The following is a 23,111-nucleotide window of genomic DNA, read 5'->3' on the forward strand; positions in this document are numbered from 1 at the left end:
CGGTAGTTCAGTTGGTTAGAATACCTGCCTGTCACGCAGGGGGTCGCGGGTTCGAGTCCCGTCCGTTCCGCCACTTATTAAGAGCCCTGAGCATTTGCTCAGGGCTTTTTCTTTGCCTGTAACTCTATTATTGCTAAATTCGCAAAAATCCTCTGCATTTTTCGCTCTTTTTCTATAAAGAGCAGAAGGTCATAATCCCCTCAATTAACAAACATAGTGATTAAAAAGAGGAATTCTATGGCTATCCCTGCATTCGGTTTGGGCACTTTCCGCCTGAAAGACGACGTGGTTATCGCTTCTGTTAAAACAGCTCTTGAGCTGGGTTACCGCGCAGTTGACACTGCTCAAATCTATGATAATGAAGCGGCTGTTGGCCTGGCGATTGCCGAAAGCGGCGTACCGCGTAATGAGTTGTACATCACCACCAAGATCTGGATTGAAAATCTTGGCAAAGACAAGCTGATCCCAAGCCTGAAAGATAGCCTGAAAAAACTGCGCACAGATTATGTTGATCTGACGCTGATCCACTGGCCATCACCAAATGATGCCGTCTCTGTTGAAGAGTTTATGCATGCATTGCTCGAAGCTAAAGAGCAAGGGCTGACTCGTGAAATTGGTATCTCTAATTTCACTATCCCATTGATGGAAAAAGCTATTGCTGCTGTGGGGGCAGAGAATATTGCGACTAACCAGATTGAGTTATCTCCGTATCTGCAAAGCCGTAAGGTTGTTGACTGGGCGAAAGAGCACGGTATCCACATCACCTCATACATGACGCTGGCTTACGGTAAGGCGCTGAAAGATGAAGTGATTGCTCGCATTGCGACTAAACATAACGCGACGCCGGCCCAGGTGATTCTGGCATGGGCGATGGGGGAAGGTTACTCTGTGATCCCTTCTTCTACCAAACGTGAAAACCTGGCAAGCAACCTGCTGGCACTGGAACTGCACCTTGATGCGGAAGATAAAGCGGCAATCGCTGCTCTGGATTGCAACGACCGCCTGGTTAGCCCGGAAGGTCTGGCGCCTGAGTGGGATTAATCACCTGACCCTCTGTGCCTTTAACCCTCTTTCACAGCTCCTTCGGGAGCTGTTCTTATATATTCACTTAAAAAGTCGATGAATGCCCGAATACGGGTACTGACGGCACGATCGCTATAATACACCGCGCTGAAAGGCATCTCGACTGGCAGCCGTTTATCCGCCATCAATTCGACCAGCTTACCCTGAGCGATCTCCTTATCAATCATATAATCTGAAAGACAAGCAATACCGTTGCCGTTCAGGCAAAGCTGCTTCAGCGTTTCGCCACTGTTCGAAGACAGGCCGCACTCAACCTCATGTAATTGTCCGTCACTACAGGCAATGGGCCATGTATTGAGCGAAATGGGTTCAGAAAACCCCAGACACAGGTGCCGCTTTAACTCTTCAACAATCTCTGGCTTACCGAAGCGGGCAATATAGTCCGGTGAAGCAATAATCTTGCGGTAGCTGGTAAAGAGTGGACGTGCGCGCAGACTTGAGTCAGTCAAAGCACCGGCACGTATCGCAACATCCACTTTTCGTTCAATAAGATTGATAAATGTCTCTGAGGAAACCAGCGACAACGTCATCTCGGGATAGCGTTCACGGAAAGGTTTGATCAATGGCATCAGGAAATGCAACATCACCGGTGTTGCGGCATCGATACGCAGCAAACCGCGCGGCGTATTACGTGACTCCATGATTTCTGTTTCCGCTGCAGCCATATCCTGCAGTATCTGTTGTACACGCCTGAAGTAGCGTTCACCTTCTTCTGTCAGACTGAGCTGCCGGGTCGTGCGATTAAGCAGACTCACGCCCAGTTTCATCTCCAGCTTTTTTACTGCCCGACTGACTGCGGAATTGGCCTGTCCAAGCTGCTCTGCGGCCCGGCTAAAGCTACCGCTTTCCACGACCGCGACAAAAATTGCCAGTTCTTCGGAGGTTGCTTTCATTTTTGCACCTGAAGCAAAATTATATTGAGATTTTGAATATTTTTGTTATTAAAACATCCCGGCATACTGCCTGTCATCCGATTACTGATGATATGGAGCTATTTATGCCTCTCGCTTTATTTGCACTAACAATAAGTGCCTTCGCTATTGGCACGACTGAATTTGTGATTGTCGGCCTGGTGCCGACCATTGCTGAACAGCTGGCGATCTCTTTACCTTCTGCCGGGATGCTGGTTTCAATCTATGCGTTGGGTGTGGCGATTGGCGCACCGGTACTGACCGCTCTGACCGGACGCCTGCCACGTAAGCAACTATTGGTTGCGCTGATGGTGCTGTTTACGGCCGGTAACTTGCTGGCATGGCAGGCACCTGGTTATACGACATTAATTGTCGCCCGCCTGCTGACAGGCCTGGCACACGGTGTCTTCTTCTCAATTGGTTCTACGATTGCGACGAGCCTGGTGCCAAAAGAGAAAGCCGCTTCTGCCATCGCCATCATGTTTGGTGGTTTAACGGTTGCACTGGTAACAGGGGTGCCTCTGGGGACGTTTATCGGTCAGCACTTTGGCTGGCGCGAGACTTTCCTTGCTGTATCTCTGTTGGGTGTGATTGCGCTGATTAGTAGCCAACTGCTGATCCCGGCCAACATTCCCGGTCGAGCGGCCGCCAGCATTCGCGACCAGGTGAAAGTGCTGACTCATCCTCGTCTGTTGCTGATTTACGCGGTTACGGCATTGGGTTACGGCGGCGTGTTCACGGCATTTACCTTCCTGGCGCCGATGATGCAGGATCTGGCTGGCTTCTCGCCGGCAGCGGTAAGCTGGATCTTACTGGGCTATGGCGTATCGGTCGCTATCGGCAATATCTGGGGAGGTAAGCTGGCGGATAAATATGGTGCTGTCCCGGCGCTGAAATTTATCTTCGCGGCGCTGTTTGTCCTGCTGATGGTCTTTCAACTGACGGCCTCCACGCAATACGCTGCGTTAGTGACGATTCTGGTGATGGGGATCTTCGCCTTCGGCAACGTACCGGGGTTGCAGGTCTACGTGGTACAGAAAGCGGAACAATTTACCCCCAATGCGGTGGATGTGGCATCAGGTCTGAATATTGCTGCGTTTAATATTGGCATTGCGCTTGGTTCTGTAATTGGCGGACAAACGGTAGAGCATTATGGTTTAGCACAGACTCCGTGGATTGGCGCGCTGATTGTTCTGGTCGCTTTTTTACTGATGGGTATCAGCGGCCGCCTGGATAAGCCGGCGCAGGTAGTATTGGGATAAATCATTGATGTAAGTACCCACTTACAAAACAAACTGCAATTGTTCGTTGAAAGTGAGTGCTAAAGTCCCTATAACAGAAGAACCAGTCCGGCTGCGGGCTGGTTGACGTTATAGAGGTTTGAAAGTCTAAAGTGCGAAAAAACACCTATGCCATGCGCTATGTTGCCGGACAGCCCGTTGAGCGGATTTTACCGCCTGGGTCATTTGCGCATATCGGCCAGGCATTACCTGCAGGCGTGCCGTTAAGCAGTGAAGATCGCATTCGCGTGCTGGTATGGAATATTTTTAAACAGCAGCGAGCAGAATGGCAGTCGGTGCTGAAGAATTTTGGCAAAGACGCGCATCTGGTGTTATTGCAGGAAGCACAAACCACGCCTGAACTGGTGCAGTTTGCGACCGCTAACTATCTTGCCGCCGATCAGGTTCCCGCTTTTGTGCTGCCTCAGCATCCCTCTGGCGTCATGACGCTTTCTGCTGCGCATCCGGTCTACTGCTGTCCATTGCGCGAGCGTGAGCCGATTTTACGCCTGGCGAAATCGGCGCTGGTGACGGTGTACCCGTTGCCTGACACTCGGCTATTAATGGTGGTGAATATCCACGCGGTTAACTTTAGCCTTGGCGTTGATGTCTATAGTAAGCAGTTACTTCCTATCGGGGATCAAATCGCCCATCACAGCGGCCCGGTGATTATGGCTGGTGATTTCAATGCCTGGAGTCGTCGACGGATGAATGCGCTGTACCGCTTTGCGCGTGAAATGTCGCTGCGCCAGGTGCGCTTTACCGACGATCAACGCCGCCGCGCGTTTGGTCGTCCTCTCGATTTTGTGTTCTATCGTGGTCTGAACGTGAGTGAGGCCTCTGTGCTGGTCACTCGCGCCTCCGATCACAATCCACTACTCGTTGAATTCAGTCCCGGCAAGCCTGAGCAATAACGGTGTGTCAGGTCTGCCGTAGGGCAGGCCTGTGATGGTTGCCCTTCATATTTCACAACAACCGAAGGACAACACAATGACAACACGCTCCCACCATGACAACGTCGAAAAGCAGTTTGGCTCTCAGGCTAATGCCTATTTAACCAGCACCGTACATGCTACGGGTCGTGATTTACAACGACTGGCGGAAAGGCTGTCTGCTTTTCCACAGGCACGGGTATTGGATATGGGATGTGGGGCGGGGCACGCCAGCTTTGTAGCTGCGCAACACGTCAAGCAGGTGGTGGCCTATGATTTATCGTCACAGATGCTTGAAGTGGTCTCTAAAGCGGCAAAAGACAGAGGTCTGGAAAATATCGCCACACGGCAGGGTTATGCTGAGAGCCTGCCATTTGAAGATGACGTCTTTGATGTGGTGATTAGCCGCTATTCTGCGCATCACTGGCATGATGTCGGCCGTGCGCTGCGGGAAGTGAACCGCGTTCTGAAGCCCGGCGGCGTGCTGATTGTGATGGATGTGATGTCGCCAGGGCATCCGGTCCGTGATATCTGGTTGCAAACTGTCGAGGCATTACGTGATACCTCGCACGTTCGCAACTATTCCAGCGGAGAGTGGTTGTCGTTAATCAATGATGCCAATCTGATTGTCGATGCTTTATTAACCGATCGCCTGCCGCTGGAGTTCAGTTCGTGGGTGGCGAGGATACGCACACCTGCAGTGTTGAGCGACGCGATTCGTGTTTACCAACAAAGTGCTTCTGTTGAAGTGAAAACCTACTTTGCGTTGCAGGAAGATGGCTCGTTTACCAGCGACACGATCATGGTTGAGGCGCATAAAGCGGGATAAATAAAAAAGGCACTGGGGGGAAACCAGTGCCTTCATTTCTACAATGCTATCAGGAGTCCGGCATGCCGTTGTTTTTCACAAACAACGTTAGCTGATCGCCTGGCTGCAGATTGTCCGTATCGTTGTTCCAGCGCATCACATCCTTGATGTTAACCCCGTGACGCTTGGCAATGCTCGACAGAGAGTCACCTTTACGCACACGATAGGTGATGCTATCGCTGTTGTTAGCCAGTCGCTGTGCACTGGTGCCAGCACCCACCGTCAGGCTTTGGCCCACTTTCAGGGATGATCCACGCAGATTATTCCACTGCTGCAGATCCTTCGTGCTCACGCCAAGACGTGCAGCGACGCCAGAAAGCGTATCGCCAGAGCGAACTTTGTAGCTACGGCTGTTCAGCGGCGTATTATCCGCAACCAGCGTTGACTGTACGGCTGCAATTTCGCCTGAAGCCAGAGACTCACGCAGCTTCTCTGCATGCTTCTTTGGCACCATCACATATTGCGGGCCGCTGGCACCCAACGTGGAGCCTTTCACGCCTGCATTGAAGGTCTTCAGCTTGCTGACGGAAATACCCGCCATATCGGCAACCTGAGCCATTTCAACGGGACTGCTCAAGCGAACACGTGCCAACGCACGGCTTTCGTCTGTGGTTGGCAGACGCACGCCATAGCGTTTGCTGTTTTTGAGTATATCGCTCAATGCCAGCATTTTAGGCACATATAGCTTTGTTTCCTGAGGCAATGGTAACGACCAGAAGTCAGTGGGTTTACCACGGGCTTTGTTCGTTTTAATCGCCTTCATGACACGACCTTCACCGCTATTATAAGCAGCTACGGTCAGCAGCCAGTCGCCATCAAACATCTTGTTCAGACGCTGCATCATGTCCAGTGCGGCGGTGGTGGAAGCCACAACGTCGCGACGTGCATCATAATTGCGGGTCTGTTTTAAACCATAATTGCGCCCCGTGCTCGGAATGATCTGCCAAATACCTGCGGCATTGGCGCCAGACGTTGCGTGAGGATCAAAAGCGCTCTCCACTATGGGTAGTAGTACCAGTTCCATTGGCATGTTACGTTTCTTAACCTGCCCGGCTATCCAGTACATATACGGCTCTGCCCGTAAAGTTACATCGTGGAGATAGCTCTTATTACGTAAATACTTCTGTTTCTGTTCGCGAATCCGGTTGTTTTCCGGAATTCCCATCTTTAGCTCGTCACCAATGAAAGCCCACAAATCTTGATCAGCTGCGATAGATGTTCCATCGTCCATCCATCGCGCCTGACTTGTAAACTTTCCTGCTTCCCCTTGACCAGCTGCAGAAAGGCTCTGTGCGTGTTGTTGGACGTTACCAGTATTCTGGCACCCAACAAGCAGGACAGAGGCGAGTAATATCGCTTTTGCCTTCATGTGTGTGTCAATAGTTGCTTAAAAGACGACCGATCATAACGGCGAAGTTTTCAAAAGGCAACCCGGAATTGTCAGAACGTATCTTTCTTTGACCTTAACCAGGCAAAACGCTCTTCAGGTTGTTGCAATATTGTTTCTTTGTTTATTTCATTAATTAAATCAATATCTTCCGTTCTTAAAAAAAGATTATTTCGTCGTTCATTTTTCAGAATTACGGGTAGTGTTATTTGTTTTTTTGCCCGTAACTCATTAACTTTACGATAATATTCATTAATAAACGAATCGTGCGGCAGAATGCTTAAGGCAAACTTCATGTTTGCTAATGTGTACTCATGGGCGCAGCAGATCAATGTATCATCAGGAAGCGCACTTAATTTATTAAGTGATTGATACATCTGTGAAGCTGTACCTTCAAATAGTCTGCCACAGCCGCCTGAAAAGAGCGTATCGCCACAAAATAGGTAAGGTTGGCTAAAGTAACAGAGATGTCCTAAAGTGTGACCCGGCGTAGCAATTACCTTAAATTCATGCCCTAAAACGAGTGCAATATCGCCATCTTTGACTATATGGGTCGTTCCCTTATCTTGCGTTTCAGCCGGTCCGTAAACCACTAATTGTGGGAAATGTTGCAAAAGTTCTTTCACACCGCCTACGTGATCCTGATGGTGATGAGTCAGGAGAATGGCCTCCGGCACCCAGTGATGTTCTGCAATGGCTTTCAAAACGGGAGCGGCTTCGCCCGGGTCCACAATCAGACAATGTTTGTCATTATTCGACAGGACCCAGATGTAATTGTCCTGAAATGCGGGAATACTGTTAAGATTCATAAATTACCTCTCAATGCGTAGCGGAAGGTTGTGATGAAACCGGCAAGGCTCCCTCAAACTGTCATAGCACCCGTTAGCTGGGATGATTTACCCTGGGGCGAATACTATCGTGAGGCGCTGGAACATCAGCTTAATCCGTGGTTCGCAAAAATGTACGGTTTTCATCTGCTTAAGATTGGTAATTTAAGCGCAGAAATCGATTCCGAAGCGTGCGCGGTTTCTCATCAGGTAAATGTTTCATTGCAAGGCTCTCCTATGCAGGTGGCGGCCGATCCTTTGCATCTTCCCTTTGCCGATAAGTCCGTGGATGTCTGTTTATTGGCCCATACGCTACCGTGGTGTTCCGATCCCCATCGCTTACTGCGTGAGGCCGATCGCGTGCTTATTGATGACGGCTGGTTGATTCTGAGCGGTTTTAACCCAGTAAGCCTGATGGGGTTGCGTAAACTGGTGCCCGTGTTGCGTAAAGCCTCGCCCTACAACAGCCGGATGTTTACGCTCATGCGGCAATTGGACTGGCTTTCATTGCTGAATTTTGAAGTGCTGCACTACAGTCGTTTTCACGTCCTGCCCTGGAATAAGAAGGGCGGAAAAATGTTAAGCGCCCATATCCCTGCGCTGGGATGTTTGCAGCTGGTGGTTGCGCGTAAGCGAACCATTCCGCTTACGCTCAACCCGATGAAACAAAATAAAAGTAAGGCACGCATCCGCCAGGCTGTTGGAGCCACCCGACAATACCGCAAGCCAGACGCTTAAGACTCTGCCTGATACCCAACATCATCCTGGGTGGGACTCATTGCCGCAGCACGAGCAAGCTCATCGCAGCGTTCGTTTTCCGGATGGCCCGCATGCCCTTTCACCCATTCCCATTTGATTTGGTGCGGTCCCAGCGCGGCATCCAGACGTTTCCACAGATCGACGTTCTTCACCGGTTTTTTATCTGCGGTTTTCCAGCCGCGCTTTTTCCAGTTGTGGATCCACTGCGTAATGCCCTGACGCACATACTGGCTGTCGGTGCTGAGTATCACTTCACACTGTTCTTTCAGGGCTTCCAGCGCAACGATTGCCGCCATCAGCTCCATGCGATTATTAGTAGTGAGGTTGTAGCCTTCGCTAAAGGTTTTTTCGCGCCCGCGATAGCGTAAAATAGCCCCATAACCGCCAGGACCTGGGTTTCCCAGGCAAGAACCATCGGTGAAAATTTCTACCTGTTTAAGCATCTCTGGTAGACTTCCTGTTTTAGCAAATCGAAATCAAACGATAAGTCTGACATAAATGACCGCTACGAGCACTGGAATTACACGACAGATAGTCCTTGATACCGAAACCACCGGTATGAACCAGATTGGTGCCCACTACGAAGGCCATAAGATTATTGAGATCGGTGCGGTTGAAGTGGTAAACCGCCGTTTGACCGGAAATAACTTCCACGTCTACCTGAAGCCGGATCGGCTGGTGGACCCGGAAGCATTTGGCGTACACGGAATTGCCGATGAATTCCTGCTGGATAAACCCACGTTCGCCGATGTCGCCGATGAGTTTCTCGACTATATCCGTGGTGCGGAGCTGGTCATCCATAACGCATCGTTTGATATCGGCTTTATGGACTACGAGTTCGCGAAACTCAATCGTGATATCCCGAAGACGAACACCTTCTGTAAAGTGACCGACAGCCTGGCGTTGGCGAGGAAAATGTTTCCTGGCAAGCGTAACAGCCTTGATGCGCTATGTTCGCGTTATGAGATAGACAACAGCAAGCGTACCCTGCACGGCGCATTGCTCGATGCCCAGATTCTGGCCGACGTTTATCTGATGATGACCGGTGGGCAGACCACCATGGCGTTCTCAATGGAAGGTGACAGCCAGCAGCAGAATGATACGGGGATCCAGCGCATTGTGCGTCAGTCCAGTAAATTACGCGTTGTTTTCGCCACTGATGAAGAGCTGGCAGCCCATGAGTCGCGCCTTGACCTGGTACAGAAGAAGGGCGGAAGTTGCCTCTGGCGGGCCTAGTTCTGGTATTTACAGTACAGAAATGGTCATTCGGGTGATTTTTGCAGCAAACGATTAAAAAACGTGAGAAAAAGCGTTGACGAGGCGCGAGGCAATCCGTAATATTCGCTTCGTTCCCAAGCGGAACACAACGCGGAGTGGTAGTTCAGTTGGTTAGAATACCTGCCTGTCACGCAGGGGGTCGCGGGTTCGAGTCCCGTCCATTCCGCCACTATTCAGAAAGCCTGAATCAGAAATGATTCAGGCTTTCGTCGTTTTTACTGCTCAAAAAATAAAAGCCTGCAACCATATGTTATTGCAGGCCTTGCTGTTACTCGCTCAGCGTCTGTGCGATATCTTTTTGCACCTGCTGGCGTTGTTCTGGGGTCAGCACTTTGTTCAGGTCAAAATAGTATTTCACGCGGTAATAACGCGCCTGCTGTTCGATGTTGCTGAACGCCGAAAGCTGTTTTTTGACGGCTGATTCATCCCATTTCCCGGACTTAATGACGTCAATCAACGCGCCGTCTTTAACATCCTTCACCGAAATCTGCCCGACATTGGTTTCAAGCTGCTGGTGTAGTTTTTTAATCTGCGCAACCTGGTCAGTGCTCAGCTTAAGATGTTGTACTATCGGATCCTGGGCAGGAGCCGGAACATTAGATGTGGTTGCTGCAAGCGTGCTAAAAGAAGCGCCAGCCACGGTAACTGCCAGCAAAGTCATGCGTACGAAGTTTTTCATTATTGAAATCCTGATAAGGGAATTATCGACATTGTCTGCCACTCGCCGGTGACGAGTGATTATCCCTTGCAGAATACGTTGCCAGAAGCGTGTCGCCACGCGAATTTGTTTTGCGGTTGGTTACGGAGTGAAACAATCCCGCCGTGGATACATGGTCCGTGGCGGGAGGGTAGGTGATAGTTATAGCGTGAACGGGTCGGCATCCTGCCAGGCAGGAAATTTCTCGCGGTACTCGCGTAGCGCCGAAAGCGACAGCTCAGCATCAATTCGCGTTGCCTGATGCGGCTCGGCGGTGGCGATGACTTCACCCTGTGGGTTGATGACCCGGCTGTCACCGCGATAATGATGGCCGTTACCATCGGTTCCCACACGGTTACATCCTGCTACATACGCCTGATTTTCAATTGCCCGTGCGGTGAGCAGAATCTGCCAGTGCAGCGAGCGCGGCGCTGGCCAGTTGGCAACATACAAGGCGAGGTCGTAGTCGTTACGGTTACGTGACCACACCGGAAAACGCAGGTCATAACAGACCAATGGCAGAATGCGCCAGCCGCGCCATTCAAATATCACCCGCGCGTCACCGGCCTGATAATGCTGATGCTCATCCGCCATACGGAACAGATGGCGTTTGTCATAGAGATGCACGGTACCTTCGGGTTCAACCAGCAAAAAACGATTCACCGGCCCCCGTTCAGACTGTATCGCCGCGCTACCTGCTATCAGGGCATTCGTCTGCCTCGCTTTGCTACGCATCCAGCTTACAATCTCCTCTTGCGGCAACGATTTGTTTGCCGCTTCCATCGCAAATCCGCTGGTAAACATCTCGGGCAACACAATGACATCACGCCCGTTGACGGTTTCCAGTTGGCGGTCAAAATGGCGCAGGTTAGCCGGGCCATCCATCCAGCTCAGCGGTTGTTGCAGCAGCGTAATTTTCAAACCAGGCACGATCGAGGCTCCTCGTTGAACAACATTTTGACACTGTAGCATGAGCTTTAACGAAAATGTGGCAATAAAAAGCCCCGCATTGAGCGGGGCTAAACGTTGTGCGTGTGTCGTTATGCGGCTTCGACTTTACGCACCTTCTCTGGCAGCTTTACCGGCTGAGTCGCCAGCTCCTCGGGTTCAAAGTCATCCACGTTGATGCTGCGCAGACGACTCGCCTCGGCTTTCACCAGAATTGCGGCTTCGTCTTTATCAATCAGCCCTTTAGCCAACGCATTGTGCGCCAGTTCATCCAGGCGGGTAAACGGTAGATTTTTACCTAACTCTTTGCAGATCCGCTGGTGGATAGGGTCGGCTGCAATCACATCCAGCAGAGCCTCTTCCAGCAAACCAACCGGGTTATGCTCGCTCGGCGTCAGGTATTGACCGCGACCAAGGCGAGAACGGGTGGCGCTCGGAACCTGTAAAATCTTCGCAACCTTATGATCCAGCTTGTCAGACGGTGCATGGTAGTGGCGACCGGTAGGGAAGATAACCACATTCAGCAAGCCCGCGACCAGACGGTTCGGGAAGTTTTTCAGTAGATCGTCCATCGCCTGTTCCGCTTTATACAACGCATCCTGAACGCCCCAGTGAACCAACGGCAGGTCTGCTTCATTACGGCCTTCATCGTCATAACGCTTCAGCACCGCAGAGGCCAGATACAGCTGACTTAACACATCGCCCAGACGCGCAGAGATACGTTCGCGGCGCTTCAGGCTACCGCCCAATACGGCCATAGACACATCTGAAAGCAGTGCCAGGTTGGCGCTCAAACGGTTCAGGTGCTGGTAGTAACGTTTGGTCGCATCGCCGGTTGGTGTGCTGCTGGTTAAGCCACGCGTCAGGCCAAGCCAGAAGCTGCGCACCTTGTTACTGCCGACGTGACCGATGTGTTTGAACAGCAGCTTGTCGAACGCATTCACATCGTTACTCTGTGCCGCAGCCATCTCTTCCAGAACATACGGATGGCAGCGAATCGCACCCTGACCGAAGATCATCATGCTACGGGTCAGAATGTTGGCACCTTCAACGGTAATAGCGATTGGCGCACCTTGATAAGCACGGGCAAGGAAGTTGCTTTCGCCAAGCATAATGCCTTTACCGCCAGTGATATCCATTGCATCGATGATTGACTGTTGCCCACGGTGGGTACAGTGGTACTTCACGATGGCCGACAACACTGCTGGTTTTTCACCCAGCATAATACCGTAGGTAATCAGCGACGCCGCAGCGTCCATCACGTAGGCGTTACCCGCAATACGTGCCAGCGGCTCTTCAATACCTTCCATCTTACCGATAGAGATTTTGAACTGGCGACGAATGTGCGCATACGCGCCGGTAGCCATCGCGACCGATTTCACACCGCCCGTCGAGTTAGACGGCAGGGTAATACCGCGTCCCACGGACAGACATTCCACCAGCATACGCCAGCCCTGACCGGCCATTTTGGGGCCACCGATGATGTAATCAATCGGTACGAAGACATCTTTACCCAGCGTTGGACCGTTCTGGAACGGTACGTTCAGCGGGAAGTGACGACGTCCAATTTGTACGCCCGGCGTTGAGGTTGGGATCAGCGCACAGGTAATGCCAAGATCTTCTTCGCCACCCAGCAGTTTTTCCGGGTCGGAGAGTTTAAATGCCAGACCCAGTACAGTAGCGATAGGAGCCAGCGTGATATAGCGTTTGTTCCAGGTCAGGCGCATACCCAGCACCTGCTGCCCCTGCCAGTCGCCCATACAAACCACGCCGGTATCAGGGATCGCGCCCGCGTCGGAACCCGCTTCCGGGCTGGTCAGGGCAAAGCATGGGATCTCCTGACCACGTGCCAGACGTGGCAGGTAATGATTCTTCTGCTCTTCGGTGCCGTAATGCTGCAACAGTTCGCCAGGACCTAATGAGTTAGGTACGCCAACGGTGATCGCCAGGATCCCGGAAACGCCGGAGAGTTTCTGCAGAACGCGAGCCTGAGCATAGGCGGAGAATTCCAGCCCGCCGTACTCTTTCTTAATGATCATCGCGAAGAAGCGGTGTTCTTTCAGATATTCCCACAGCTCCGGCGGGAGATCCGCGAGTTCGTGGGTTATCTGGAAGTCGTTCGCCATGCGGCAGGCTTCTTCCACCGGGCCATCAATAAAGGCTTGTTCTTCAGCAGTCAGATGCGGCTGAGGATAGTTATGCAGTTTTTTCCAGTCTGGCTTGCCCTGGAACAGGTCGCCTTCCCACCAGGTTGTACCGGCATCAATCGCTTCTTTCTCGGTGCGCGACATCGGCGGCATGACCTTACGGAAACCGCGGAATACCGGCGCAGAGATCATGGATTTGCGCATCGGCGTAAAGTTAAACGGTACGAGGATAATGGCCAGAGGAACCAGCAGCCAGACTGACCATAGGCCAGCCACGCCAAGCGCGGCCGTCCAGGCGAGCAAAATTAAGCTGCTGAGGAATAAGCTCACGCGGTGATAAAACAGAACGCTGAGCAGAACAACCGTAGCGATAATACTCAAAATCATCATAACGAAAAGCTCCCTTGCTTGTAGGAGGTCTGACCACTTGTGATGATATGGTTGTAGTGGATGTGAATTCTTTTAGCAATATGTTTACAAAATAATTACAACAAAGTTCACATTGTTGCCGTTTTAACCGGCACAAAAAATCAAAAGCGACAGCCATTCCTGTGGCTTGTACTTCTCGCTGGTAGCGCTATCCGGTACACTGCATCTTGTCATTTACATTCATGCTGAAGGATATCCTCATGTACCAGGATCTTATTCGTAACGAACTGAGCGAAGCGGCGGAAACGCTGGCTAATTTTCTTAAAGATGACGCCAATATTCACGCCATTCAGCGCGCGGCGGTCCTGTTGGCAGACAGCTTTAAAGCCGGCGGTAAGGTACTTTCTTGCGGTAACGGCGGTTCTCATTGCGACGCGATGCACTTCGCCGAAGAGCTGACCGGACGCTATCGCGAAAACCGCCCTGGCTACCCGGCGATCGCTATCTCTGACGTCAGCCATATCTCCTGCGTCAGCAACGATTTCGGTTACGATTATGTGTTCTCCCGTTATGTGGAAGCCGTGGGCCGCGAGGGCGATGTCCTGTTAGGCATCTCCACTTCGGGTAACTCCGGTAACGTGATTAAAGCGATTGCTGCGGCGCGTGAGAAGGGAATGAAAGTCATCACCCTGACCGGCAAAGATGGCGGTAAAATGGCAGGCAGCGCGGATATCGAAATTCGCGTGCCGCACTTTGGCTACGCTGACCGTATTCAGGAAATTCATATCAAAGTTATCCATATCCTGATCCAGTTGATCGAAAAAGAGATGGTTAAACCATAAGAAGACGATTGCCGGATGGTGGCTGAAGCCTTATCCGGCCTACATGAGCGCCACGTAGGCCTGATAAGCGCAGCGCCATCAGGCAGTTCACGGTTTTAAGGTAGGTGATGTATGTGCGAACTGCTCGGGATGAGCGCCAATGTGCCAACCGATATCTGCTTTAGCTTCACCGGGCTGGTTCAGCGCGGCGGAGGCACTGGTCCACACAAAGACGGCTGGGGTATTACGTTTTATGAAGGTAAGGGCTGCCGTACGTTTAAAGATCCGCAACCCAGCTTTAATTCGCCTATCGCTAAACTGGTACAAGACTATCCCATTAAATCCTGTTCTGTGATTGCCCATATTCGTCAGGCGAATCGCGGTGAAGTGGCACTGGAAAATACCCATCCATTTACGCGTGAGCTGTGGGGACGTAACTGGACGTACGCCCATAACGGCCAGCTCAGCGGCTATAAATCGCTGGAAACCGGTAATTTTCGTCCGGTCGGGGAAACCGACAGTGAAAAAGCGTTTTGCTGGCTGCTGCATAAGCTGACCGAGCGTTATCCACGCACGCCTGGCAATATGACGGCAGTGTTTAAATATATCGCGATGCTGGCAGGAGAACTGCGGGAGAAGGGCGTCTTCAACATGCTGCTGTCTGACGGGCGTTATGTGATGGCCTTCTGTTCGACCAACCTGTTTTGGATCACGCGGCGTGCGCCATTTGGCGTAGCGACGTTGCTGGATCAGGATGTGGAAATCGATTTTAGCTCAGAGACCACACCCAATGATGTGGTCACCGTGATTGCCACGCAGCCGTTAACCGGCAATGAAACCTGGCAAAAGATTATGCCAGGCGAGTGGGCATTATTTTGTCTCGGGGAGCGCGTAGTTTGATGCCAGCTGCGGCTGAACCACTTCGTGACTCAACGGTTTGCTGATAACGTAACGGCCATCGACGACGGAAACAGTCGGTGGCTTACGCGTTTGTTCGAAGTAATCGTATCCCGGTTTTAGCTGTGACCAGAACTCTTTGTAATACGAGAATTTATGACGCTGCATGTTGGCGTCGGTCATACGGAACGGATAAATGCTGACCTGCACACTGGACTGCCCGAACACCAGCGCGCCGGTGACAAACTGGAAAATCTCATCAATGCCGTTATCGGTCATCGCGTAGCAGCCGACGGAAACGCAGGCACCGTGAATCATCAGGTATTTACCTTCATAACCGTGTGCGCGGTCGTAGGCGTTAGGGAAACCAATGTTAATCGCTTTGTAAAAGCGGCTATCTGGTTTCAGCTGTCCGCGTTGTACGCTGTAAAATCCTTCCGGACTTTTGAAATCACCCTGACGCTGTTTCGGGCCTAAGCCGCCGGAATAATTGCAGATCTTATAGCTGTCGAGCAATTGATACTGTTCGCCCATCTTAACGTACAGATCCAACGTTCGCTCTTCTTTGAAGATCTGGATATAGACAGGGGAGCCCATTAATTGCTGCTTATATTCTTTGCTGACAGGCGTGGTCGGGCTGCTGCTGCTCAGCAAACCGGCAAATGAAACGCACGGCAATAAAAGCATCGCAAGAAAAAATGCGATTTTACGCATACTGCTTATTCCTTGATAAAACGATTACACACGCCAGGACGGCAAAAAGAGTCCCCAAATCGGATAAATCTGGATCTGGAGCGCTCACATTATCACCCAGAAAGTTTTTCGCAAGTCTCTCGTGCTGCGTTTACACTTTAGATTTTCTTTATACGGAAAATTGTGCTTAAAGTCTGTCAGACACCGGCGTATTTTGCGGGTTAGCGAACCTCATTGAGTCTTTTTAGTATAGAATTCCTAATGTATTGAATTTAAAAAATTAATAATTTAATAATCGAATATTAAAACGGAATACCCGGCAATAGCGGTAGACTGCGGCGAACGTGTTTGATTAGGTATTTTTGTTTTCATGTCTTTTGTCTCTGCACCCCGATGCTTTCTGCCGGGTCTGCTGTCTTTGTGTGTTGTATTGTCATCACCGTCTGTCGCCAAAGTTCAGCCCCTCTTATCTGACGCCCATGTAAGCTATGCGGCGCAAATGCGCATGCGTAATCGTGCCCGGCTGCTGAAGCAGTATCACGCGCAGGTAAAAAAGCAGGCAAGCTATGTGGTGGTAGGTAATGCGCAAAGTAAAAGCGCGCTGCGCCAGCAGAACAGGACGCTGATAAAACAGCACCCCGAATGGTTCCCAGGGCCGCTGAAAGCGAGCGATCATCGCTGGCAGGAGCTGGCTGAGAATGACCATTTTCTCAGCAGCGACCATCTACACAACATGACCGAAGTGGCAATCCACCGTCTTGAGCAGCAGTTAGGTAAACCTTATTTGTGGGGCGGGATCCGTCCGGATCAAGGCTTTGACTGCAGCGGGCTGATTTTTTATGCCTACAACAAAATTCTGGTGGCAAAATTGCCGCGTACGGCGAATGAAATGTATCACTACCGGCGGGCGACGATTGTCGCCAATCGTGACCTTCGTCGTGGTGATTTATTGTTCTTTCATATTCACAGCCGGGATATTGCCGATCATATGGGCGTCTACCTGGGACAGGGTCAATTTATTGAATCACCGCGTACGGGAGAAACGATTCGGGTGAGTAATTTATCCGATGACTTCTGGCAGGATCATTATCTCGGCGCCCGTCGTATTCTGACGGAAAATACCATTCTGTAATCAACAAGGCGGTGCGCATGGCACCGCCTTGCCACGGGTTAACTCAGCGCCCCCATGATTTTTAATTCCAGCTCATCCGGAACTTCGTTATAAGACAGTACCTGCAAACCCGGTGCAAACAGGCGGGCATAACGCGCGAGCAGAGGACGAAGCTGCGGTGCAACCAACAGCACCGGCTCTTTACCCGCCGCTTTCATCTGTTCTTTAATCTGCGGCATAGTGGTCTGGAACTGATTGAGCATATTCGGATCGACCGGTACGCTATCGAGCACCACTTTGCCGCTTTGTTGAGCCTGATTCACCACATTAGCCAGCAGATTCTCCAGCTCATTATTCAGCGTGTATACCGCCAGCTCATCTTTGCGCACAAACGGGTGGGTTATGCTGCGACGAAGCGCCAGACGCACATCGGCCGTTAACAGAATATGATCTTTGGTGACGGCGCTACTGGCGACCAGGACAGTGGCAATGGTGACAATATCGCGCAACGGCACGCCTTCAACCAGCAGTGCCCGGTAAACCTTCAATAGCTGGCTGTAATTCAGCGCCGCGCTCAGATCTTCCGCCAGGCGAGGCGCCATTGAAGAGAGACGGTTATGTAGCTGCGTAATATCATCGTAGTTAAACAGGTCGGGAATATAGCTGCGAATGACCTTATTCACATGCGTCGCGATAACGCTGGCGCTATCAATAACCTGATATCCCATATTTAACGCTTTGGCTTTTTGCGCCGGGACAATCCACGTGACCGGCATACCGTAGGCCGGATCGTGACCTAAAACACCATCGATCTCGCCGTAAGTTTCACTGGAGGGCAGCGCCATCAGCTTATCTGAGGGAATATCGGCCTCATCAGCCTTGATCCCATTGATAAAAATGGCGTACTGGGTCGGCTTCAGACGGAAGTTTTCACGGATGCGAATTTCCGGCAGCAGTACGCCGTTGGTGTCTGAGATAACCTGCCGCACGCCGCGAATACGTTGGGTAAGCGGATTTCCTTTGGATTTGTCCACCAATGCCACCAGCTTGTAGCCGAGGCTCAGGCTGATCGGCTCAATTAAGGGGATGGTTTCCCAACTGACCTGTTGCTCGGCGGTTTCAACGATAGTTTTGGTCAGCGTCTCAAGATTTTTTTCTTCGGTCTCCGCCACCTTCGGGCGCTTGCTCATACGCCAGGCGGTAAACCCCAGCAGGGCGCTGAATACCAGGAACGGGAAATGCGGCATTCCCGGCACCACCGCCAGGACAAACATGATGCTGGTGGCGGTATAAAGTACGGAGGGGCTTGCCAGCAATTGGCTACGAACGTCGGTGGCGATATCGCCGCTGTCGCTCACGCGAGTAACGATAATCGCAGCTGCCGTCGACAGTAGCAGAGACGGGATCTGAGCGACCAGACCGTCACCGATGGTCATCAGGACGTATTGCTGGAAGGCGGCTTCAGCGCTTAAATCGTATTTAAAGATCCCGATGCAGACCCCGCCGATCAGGTTGATGGCCAGAATCATCATCCCGGCGATGGCATCACCGCGCACGAACTTCGACGCGCCATCCATTGCGCCATAGAAATCCGCTTCGCCCGCCACATCTTTACGCCGGGCCTGCGCCTGGGCCTGATTGATCAGCCCCGCGTTCAGATCGGCGTCGATCGCCATCTGCTTGCCGGGCATGGCGTCCAGCGTAAAGCGGGCCGAAACTTCGGAGATACGCTCGGCACCCTTTGTAACCACGATAAAGTTGATTGTGAACAGCGTCAGTAAGGCCGATCGTGAAAACATCGTCGCGGCGCTGCATGGACAGTCTATTTTTAACGGTGGCGGCATGGCGCCGTTAAACAAGCTCGGCAAACAGCCGATAGCGCCGGGCGCGCAGAAGAAAAACGTCACACGCAACAAGCTGGATAAAATGGTTACCCCGCAAGAGACGGCGAAGATCACAGAAGATAACGCCAAAAAAGCGCTGGATGTGAATGAAAAAGCGGTGCTGCTGAAGCAAAAATCAGCGCGTGAATTGGGTGAGCTGGCGACCGACATTAACGTCATCGCCCGCAATGCGCATATGGAAACCAACCTCGAGATGGAGATTGTTCCTCAGGGACTGCGCGTGCTGATTAAAGATGACCAGAACCGGAATATGTTTGAACGCGGCAGCGCCAAAATTATGCCGTTCTTTAAATCGCTGCTGGTTGCGCTGGCCCCCGTGTTTGACTCGCTGGATAACAAGATAATCATCACCGGGCATACGGATGCGATGAGCTATAAGAGCAACATTTACAACAACTGGAACCTCTCCGGCGACCGTGCTTTATCAGCACGACGCGTGCTGGAAGATGCCGGCATGCCGCAGGATAAAGTCATGCAGGTTAGCGCCATGGCGGACCAAATGCTGCTGGATGCGAAAAACCCGGAAAGCGCAGGCAACCGGCGTATTGAGATCATGGTGTTAACGCAAAGTGCTTCCGATACGCTGTATCAATATTTTGGTCAGCACGGCGAGAAGGTGGTTCAGCCGCTGGTTGATAAGCTGGACAAGCAAAAACAGGTGACTTCTTTACGTCAACCCTCTGCTCCCGTCACGCATTAATTCTGTTCTCCGCCCCCCACGCAACGTGGGGGCAAATTATCCCTCAGGAAGGCGATATGATAGATGTAACCCATATTATTCCATTGGATATTCATACTGATAACGTCACTGATGTGGCTTGTCAGGGGGCGCATTTCGACCCGGTTTCAGGTATCTGGTACACCAAACCTCATGAGTTAAATGAGGCGCTGCGCGAGCATGTTTACGCGACAGAAAATTTTAATATTGTGGCCCCTTATTACCTGGTTATTACGTCGAAAATGCAATGCTGGAATTGCCATCAGACTACGCATATTCATGGTGTGATGTTTACCCGGTTTATTAAACAAAATCAGGATGATAAAAGATGGAAGTCCGTGCAGCGCAATACGTTTTTGTTCCACATCAACGCGCTGCCGGAAGAGATAAAAAAGAACATCAAAGCCAGCAATTATTATGTGGATAAAAGTAAAACGACCGGGCTACGTTACTGGATGAATCACTGTGAAATATGTGGTGAACGTCTGGGTGACTACGAGCTGTTCTGTGTCGAAGATGATGCATTTCGTCTGATGACGATTGAAAAACTTTTGCGGGCAAATGTGCGCAAAGTGAATAAGTTGTTTGTCAGTACGGCAGGAAATCCCGCCGATCATGCGCCAAAAGACATTGTGCGTTATCTGTGTGATGCGCGCTTTGTGATGAATGGACCCGCACTAACGTAGCAGAGGTACAGGCTTCTCATATCGCAAAAACACTGTATACTTAAACAGTGTTGTGAGAGGTGAGTCATGCGCAAAATCATACATGTCGATATGGACTGTTTTTTCGCGGCGGTGGAGATGCGTGATAATCCCGCCCTGCGTGATATTCCCATTGCCATTGGCGGCAGTCGTGAACGCCGGGGGGTTATCAGCACGGCTAATTATCCGGCGCGTAAATTTGGCGTGCGCAGCGCAATGCCAACCGGAATGGCGTTAAAGCTGTGCCCGCATCTCACCCTGTTACCCGGTCGTTACGAGGCATACAAAGAAGCCTCATGCCAGATTCAGGCGATCTTCTCCCGTTATACCTCGCTGATTGAACCGCTTTCGCTGGATGAAGCCTATCTGGATGTCACCGACAGCGTTCACTGCCACGGCTCCGCGACGCTGATCGCCCAGGAGATCCGCCAGACGATCTTCAACGAACTACAGCTAACCGCCTCTGCCGGGATTGCGCCGGTTAAGTTCCTGGCAAAAATCGCCTCCGATCTCAATAAACCCAACGGGCAATATGTGATAACCCCTGCTGATGTCCCTGAATTTCTCAAAACGTTGCCGTTGGGGAAAATTCCCGGCGTCGGCAAAGTCTCTGCCGCTAAGCTGGAATCGATGGGATTGCGTACCTGTGAAGATGTTCAAAAATACGATCTGGCTACACTGCTCAAACGTTTTGGTAAGTTTGGCCGCGTGTTGTGGGAGCGCAGTCAGGGGATTGACGATCGGGATGTCAATAACGACAGGCTGCGCAAATCCGTCGGCGTCGAGCGGACGCTGGCGGAAGATATTCATCAGTGGTCAGAGTGTGAAGCGATTATTGAGCGGCTCTATCCCGAACTGGAACGGCGTCTGGCAAAGGTAAAGCCGGATCTGCTGATCGCCCGCCAGGGGATAAAACTCAAGTTTAATGATTTTCAGCAGACCACGCAGGAGCACGTCTGGCCGCGCTTAAATAAAGACGACTTAATTGCGACGGCACACAAAACCTGGGAAGCACGTCGGGGAGGGCGAGGCGTGAGGCTGGTGGGGTTACACGTCACGCTGCTCGATCCACAAATAGAAAGGCAGCTGTTATTGGGGCTTTAACGTTGATGTATTGCCGGATGGTGGCGTTAAACGCTTTGTCCGGCCTACAAATCTGCTTGTAGGCCGGATAAGCACAGCGCCATCCGGCAGTTAGCGCAGACTTACTTCGCCGGAATAGACTTCAGCAGTTCAGTCAGAAGCCGCCAGTAGTGACCGACGCTTTCGATATGAACCTGCTCATCCGGGGAGTGCGGACCAGTGATGGTTGGCCCGATGGAAACCATGTCCATTTCCGGATACGGTTTTTTGAACAGGCCACATTCCAGACCAGCATGAATGATCTGAATGTTCGGCGTTTTATTGAACAGACGCTGATAGGTTTCACGCACCAGGTGCATAACCGGAGAGTTTGCATCCGGCTGCCAGCCTGGATACGCGCCTTTGGCTTCGGTTTTGGCGCCAGCCAGTTTACCCAGTGAATCCAGCATGCTCACCACGTAGTCTTTACCGCTGTCGATCAGCGAACGAACCAGACAGTGGATCTGAACATTATCGTCAGTCATGGTTACCACACCGACGTTCAGCGAGGTTTCTACCACGCCTTTGGCGACGTCGGAGTTGCGGATCACACCGTTAGGGGTGGCGTTCAGCAGACGCACAAAGCTGTCGCGAGACTGCGCGGTTAGCGCGGCTTTGTCGTTAGTTACGGCATCCAGCAGCAGAGCCAGGTTTTTCTCTTTGGCTTCCAGCTCGTTTTTCAGGATCTCCTGGTAGGTGCTGACCAGCGCTTTTAACGCATCAACTTTATCTGCAGCCACGGCGAGGGTGGCAAAGGCTTCACGCGGAATTGCATTGCGCAGCGTACCGCCGTTGAAATCAACCAGACGCAGATCCAGCTCTTCAGCGTGACCTGCCAGGAAGCGTACCAGCAGCTTGTTGGCGTTACCGAGACCCACGTGAATTTCGCCGCCGGAGTGACCACCTTTCAGACCTTTTAACGTCAGCTTAAAGCTCTGGAAGCCAGCCGGGATTGCTTCACGGGACAGCGGCAGGTTAGCGGTAAAGTCGATCCCGCCTGCGCAACCCATATAGATCTCACCTTCTTCTTCTGAGTCGGTGTTGATCAGAATATCCGCCTGCAGCCAGTTCGCCTGCAGACCAAATGCGCCATCCATACCTGCTTCTTCGGTCATGGTCAGCAGAACTTCCAGCGGACCGTGTACCACATTGTCATCAGCCAGAACGGCCAGCGCGGATGCCATACCGATACCGTTATCCGCACCCAGCGTGGTGCCACGGGCTTTTACCCATTCGCCATCAATATAAGGCTGGATAGGATCTTTGGTGAAGTCGTGCACGGTGTCGTTGTTTTTCTGCGGAACCATATCCAGGTGCGCTTGCAGAACGACCGGCTTGCGGTTTTCCATGCCTGCGGTAGCGGGTTTGCGAATCAGGATATTACCGACTTGATCGCGCTCGACGTGGAAACCTTTTTCCTGGGCCCAGCTCAGAATGTGTTCAGCGAGCTGCTCTTCATGGTAGGACGGATGAGGAATAGAACAGATTTTAGCAAAAATATCCCACAGCGGTTGCGGGGATAATTGAGACAGTTCAGACACGTTGAGTCTCCTTGGCGATGTCCTGCAAAACTTGCTTGCAGGCCACAGGGTTAGCAGAATTAAAAACACCACAAGTCAGGCTTGCGCGATGCGATTGAGAATACCACTTTCTCC

Annotated in this window: 21 protein-coding genes, 1 tRNA gene and 1 pseudogene; 13 read left to right on the plus strand and 10 right to left on the minus strand. The window is 51.6% G+C overall.

Translation table 11 applies throughout. The annotated features are described in order from the left end of the window. The first annotated feature begins 237 nt into the window (after window positions 1-237). Window positions 238-1,041, plus strand: a complete 804-nt coding sequence (gene dkgB, locus OGX91_RS11275) for a 2,5-didehydrogluconate reductase DkgB (RefSeq protein WP_199947196.1) — start codon at window positions 238-240, stop codon at window positions 1,039-1,041. A gap of 20 nt (window positions 1,042-1,061) precedes the next feature. On the opposite strand, the gene yafC is transcribed toward dkgB, so the two are convergent. After that, a complete protein-coding gene (gene yafC / locus OGX91_RS11280; RefSeq protein WP_005133620.1) occupies window positions 1,062-1,976 on the minus strand; it encodes a DNA-binding transcriptional regulator YafC in 915 nt (304 codons plus the stop codon). Between the two features lie 104 nt (window positions 1,977-2,080). On the opposite strand from yafC, the gene OGX91_RS11285 reads away from it, so the two are divergent. The 3 genes from OGX91_RS11285 (at window position 2,081) to OGX91_RS11295 (ending at window position 5,035) form a co-directional block, all read left to right on the plus strand. Then, window positions 2,081-3,256, plus strand: coding sequence for an MFS transporter (locus OGX91_RS11285; protein WP_005133619.1), 1,176 nt, complete (start codon window positions 2,081-2,083; stop codon window positions 3,254-3,256). Window positions 3,257-3,387: 131 nt separating this feature from the next. Beyond that, on the plus strand, window positions 3,388-4,188 hold the full coding sequence (locus tag OGX91_RS11290) for an endonuclease/exonuclease/phosphatase family protein (protein ID WP_005133618.1): 801 nt from the start codon (window positions 3,388-3,390) through the stop codon (window positions 4,186-4,188). Window positions 4,189-4,264: 76 nt separating this feature from the next. Beyond that, window positions 4,265-5,035, plus strand: coding sequence for a class I SAM-dependent methyltransferase (locus OGX91_RS11295; RefSeq protein ID WP_040232878.1), 771 nt, complete (start codon window positions 4,265-4,267; stop codon window positions 5,033-5,035). 49 nt (window positions 5,036-5,084) lie between these two features. On the opposite strand, the gene mltD is transcribed toward OGX91_RS11295, so the two are convergent. Together mltD and gloB are read right to left on the minus strand one after the other, a co-directional pair. Then, window positions 5,085-6,443, minus strand: coding sequence for a murein transglycosylase D (gene mltD, locus OGX91_RS11300; RefSeq protein WP_040232876.1), 1,359 nt, complete (start codon window positions 6,441-6,443; stop codon window positions 5,085-5,087). A gap of 71 nt (window positions 6,444-6,514) precedes the next feature. Then, on the minus strand, window positions 6,515-7,270 hold the full coding sequence (gene gloB, locus OGX91_RS11305) for a hydroxyacylglutathione hydrolase (protein ID WP_040232875.1): 756 nt from the start codon (window positions 7,268-7,270) through the stop codon (window positions 6,515-6,517). A gap of 33 nt (window positions 7,271-7,303) precedes the next feature. On the opposite strand from gloB, the gene OGX91_RS11310 reads away from it, so the two are divergent. After that, complete coding sequence (locus OGX91_RS11310; RefSeq protein WP_040232874.1) at window positions 7,304-8,026, plus strand: class I SAM-dependent methyltransferase; 723 nt, start codon at window positions 7,304-7,306, stop codon at window positions 8,024-8,026. On the opposite strand, the gene rnhA is transcribed toward OGX91_RS11310, so the two are convergent. Continuing rightward, complete coding sequence (rnhA, locus tag OGX91_RS11315; RefSeq protein WP_048212540.1) at window positions 8,023-8,490, minus strand: ribonuclease HI; 468 nt, start codon at window positions 8,488-8,490, stop codon at window positions 8,023-8,025. The genes OGX91_RS11310 and rnhA overlap by 4 nt on opposite strands. A gap of 55 nt (window positions 8,491-8,545) precedes the next feature. Here rnhA and dnaQ point away from each other — a divergent pair, with 55 nt between their 5' ends. After that, entirely contained in the window at window positions 8,546-9,283 is a 738-nt protein-coding gene (gene dnaQ, locus OGX91_RS11320) for a DNA polymerase III subunit epsilon (RefSeq protein WP_040232869.1), read from the plus strand. A 134-nt stretch (window positions 9,284-9,417) separates the two neighbouring features. Further along, a tRNA-Asp gene (locus OGX91_RS11325) sits at window positions 9,418-9,494 on the plus strand. Between the two features lie 99 nt (window positions 9,495-9,593). On the opposite strand, the gene OGX91_RS11330 is transcribed toward OGX91_RS11325, so the two are convergent. The 3 genes from OGX91_RS11330 to fadE all read right to left on the minus strand — a co-directional run bounded on the left by OGX91_RS11330 (window position 9,594) and on the right by fadE (window position 13,507). Next, window positions 9,594-10,004 (minus strand): Spy/CpxP family protein refolding chaperone, encoded by a 411-nt coding sequence (locus OGX91_RS11330; protein ID WP_040232868.1) that lies wholly within the window; start codon window positions 10,002-10,004, stop codon window positions 9,594-9,596. Window positions 10,005-10,184: 180 nt separating this feature from the next. Beyond that, the gene (locus OGX91_RS11335) at window positions 10,185-10,952 is read right to left on the minus strand and encodes an amidohydrolase (protein ID WP_121584241.1); all 768 of its coding nucleotides are present in this window, start codon (window positions 10,950-10,952) and stop codon (window positions 10,185-10,187) included. 110 nt (window positions 10,953-11,062) lie between these two features. Further along, window positions 11,063-13,507 (minus strand): acyl-CoA dehydrogenase FadE, encoded by a 2,445-nt coding sequence (gene fadE, locus OGX91_RS11340; protein WP_149691242.1) that lies wholly within the window; start codon window positions 13,505-13,507, stop codon window positions 11,063-11,065. A gap of 239 nt (window positions 13,508-13,746) precedes the next feature. Here fadE and lpcA point away from each other — a divergent pair, with 239 nt between their 5' ends. Then, entirely contained in the window at window positions 13,747-14,328 is a 582-nt protein-coding gene (lpcA, locus tag OGX91_RS11345; RefSeq protein ID WP_003031390.1) for a D-sedoheptulose 7-phosphate isomerase, read from the plus strand. 111 nt (window positions 14,329-14,439) lie between these two features. Next, the gene (locus OGX91_RS11350; RefSeq protein WP_003031388.1) at window positions 14,440-15,207 is read left to right on the plus strand and encodes a class II glutamine amidotransferase; all 768 of its coding nucleotides are present in this window, start codon (window positions 14,440-14,442) and stop codon (window positions 15,205-15,207) included. Here OGX91_RS11350 and dpaA read toward each other — a convergent pair. Next, window positions 15,178-15,918 (minus strand): peptidoglycan meso-diaminopimelic acid protein amidase, encoded by a 741-nt coding sequence (dpaA, locus tag OGX91_RS11355; RefSeq protein WP_003843847.1) that lies wholly within the window; start codon window positions 15,916-15,918, stop codon window positions 15,178-15,180. The two genes, OGX91_RS11350 and dpaA, sit on opposite strands and share 30 nt — an antisense overlap. Window positions 15,919-16,267: 349 nt before the next feature. On the opposite strand from dpaA, the gene OGX91_RS11360 reads away from it, so the two are divergent. Then, a complete protein-coding gene (locus tag OGX91_RS11360) occupies window positions 16,268-17,029 on the plus strand; it encodes a C40 family peptidase (RefSeq protein WP_199947197.1) in 762 nt (253 codons plus the stop codon). A gap of 38 nt (window positions 17,030-17,067) precedes the next feature. Here OGX91_RS11360 and OGX91_RS11365 read toward each other — a convergent pair. Beyond that, window positions 17,068-18,786: pseudogene (locus tag OGX91_RS11365) on the minus strand (flagellar biosynthesis protein FlhA); the annotation flags it as partial. Between OGX91_RS11365 and lafU the strand changes: the two are divergent. The 3 genes from lafU to dinB all read left to right on the plus strand — a co-directional run bounded on the left by lafU (window position 18,698) and on the right by dinB (window position 21,438). After that, a complete protein-coding gene (gene lafU / locus OGX91_RS11370; protein ID WP_286626286.1) occupies window positions 18,698-19,612 on the plus strand; it encodes a putative lateral flagellar export/assembly protein LafU in 915 nt (304 codons plus the stop codon). The pseudogene OGX91_RS11365 and the gene lafU overlap by 89 nt on opposite strands. Window positions 19,613-19,668: 56 nt before the next feature. Next, window positions 19,669-20,316 (plus strand): DNA primase, encoded by a 648-nt coding sequence (locus OGX91_RS11375; protein ID WP_199947199.1) that lies wholly within the window; start codon window positions 19,669-19,671, stop codon window positions 20,314-20,316. Window positions 20,317-20,382: 66 nt separating this feature from the next. Beyond that, window positions 20,383-21,438 carry a DNA polymerase IV gene (gene dinB / locus OGX91_RS11380; RefSeq protein ID WP_040232856.1) on the plus strand — a complete coding sequence of 352 codons (1,056 nt, stop codon included), beginning with the start codon at window positions 20,383-20,385 and terminating at the stop codon, window positions 21,436-21,438. Window positions 21,439-21,539: 101 nt separating this feature from the next. Here dinB and pepD read toward each other — a convergent pair whose 3' ends face one another. After that, window positions 21,540-22,997 carry a cytosol nonspecific dipeptidase gene (gene pepD, locus OGX91_RS11385; protein WP_005133598.1) on the minus strand — a complete coding sequence of 486 codons (1,458 nt, stop codon included), beginning with the start codon at window positions 22,995-22,997 and terminating at the stop codon, window positions 21,540-21,542. Window positions 22,998-23,111: the final 114 nt, after the last annotated feature.

Origin of the sequence: Citrobacter sp. Cpa228, assembly GCF_030333085.1 — a bacterium.
In the GTDB taxonomy this organism is placed as follows: domain Bacteria; phylum Pseudomonadota; class Gammaproteobacteria; order Enterobacterales; family Enterobacteriaceae; genus Citrobacter; species Citrobacter pasteurii.

Bases quoted from the DNA above. Each gene is read 5' to 3' on its own strand.
- OGX91_RS11350 (WP_003031388.1), top strand. From the start codon at position 14,440: ATGTGCGAACTGCTCGGGATGAGCGCCAATGTGCCAACCGATATCTGC.
- OGX91_RS11375 (WP_199947199.1), top strand. From the start codon at position 19,669: ATGATAGATGTAACCCATATTATTCCATTGGATATTCATACTGATAAC.
- OGX91_RS11360 (WP_199947197.1), top strand. From the start codon at position 16,268: ATGTCTTTTGTCTCTGCACCCCGATGCTTTCTGCCGGGTCTGCTGTCT.
- dinB (WP_040232856.1), top strand. From the start codon at position 20,383: ATGCGCAAAATCATACATGTCGATATGGACTGTTTTTTCGCGGCGGTG.
- dkgB (WP_199947196.1), top strand. From the start codon at position 238: ATGGCTATCCCTGCATTCGGTTTGGGCACTTTCCGCCTGAAAGACGAC.
- OGX91_RS11285 (WP_005133619.1), top strand. From the start codon at position 2,081: ATGCCTCTCGCTTTATTTGCACTAACAATAAGTGCCTTCGCTATTGGC.
- OGX91_RS11330 (WP_040232868.1), bottom strand. From the start codon at position 10,004: ATGAAAAACTTCGTACGCATGACTTTGCTGGCAGTTACCGTGGCTGGC.
- yafC (WP_005133620.1), bottom strand. From the start codon at position 1,976: ATGAAAGCAACCTCCGAAGAACTGGCAATTTTTGTCGCGGTCGTGGAA.
- fadE (WP_149691242.1), bottom strand. From the start codon at position 13,507: ATGATGATTTTGAGTATTATCGCTACGGTTGTTCTGCTCAGCGTTCTG.
- dpaA (WP_003843847.1), bottom strand. From the start codon at position 15,918: ATGCGTAAAATCGCATTTTTTCTTGCGATGCTTTTATTGCCGTGCGTT.
- mltD (WP_040232876.1), bottom strand. From the start codon at position 6,443: ATGAAGGCAAAAGCGATATTACTCGCCTCTGTCCTGCTTGTTGGGTGC.
- OGX91_RS11310 (WP_040232874.1), top strand. From the start codon at position 7,304: ATGAAACCGGCAAGGCTCCCTCAAACTGTCATAGCACCCGTTAGCTGG.
- OGX91_RS11295 (WP_040232878.1), top strand. From the start codon at position 4,265: ATGACAACACGCTCCCACCATGACAACGTCGAAAAGCAGTTTGGCTCT.
- dnaQ (WP_040232869.1), top strand. From the start codon at position 8,546: ATGACCGCTACGAGCACTGGAATTACACGACAGATAGTCCTTGATACC.
- lpcA (WP_003031390.1), top strand. From the start codon at position 13,747: ATGTACCAGGATCTTATTCGTAACGAACTGAGCGAAGCGGCGGAAACG.
- lafU (WP_286626286.1), top strand. From the start codon at position 18,698: ATGGCGTCCAGCGTAAAGCGGGCCGAAACTTCGGAGATACGCTCGGCA.
- rnhA (WP_048212540.1), bottom strand. From the start codon at position 8,490: ATGCTTAAACAGGTAGAAATTTTCACCGATGGTTCTTGCCTGGGAAAC.
- gloB (WP_040232875.1), bottom strand. From the start codon at position 7,270: ATGAATCTTAACAGTATTCCCGCATTTCAGGACAATTACATCTGGGTC.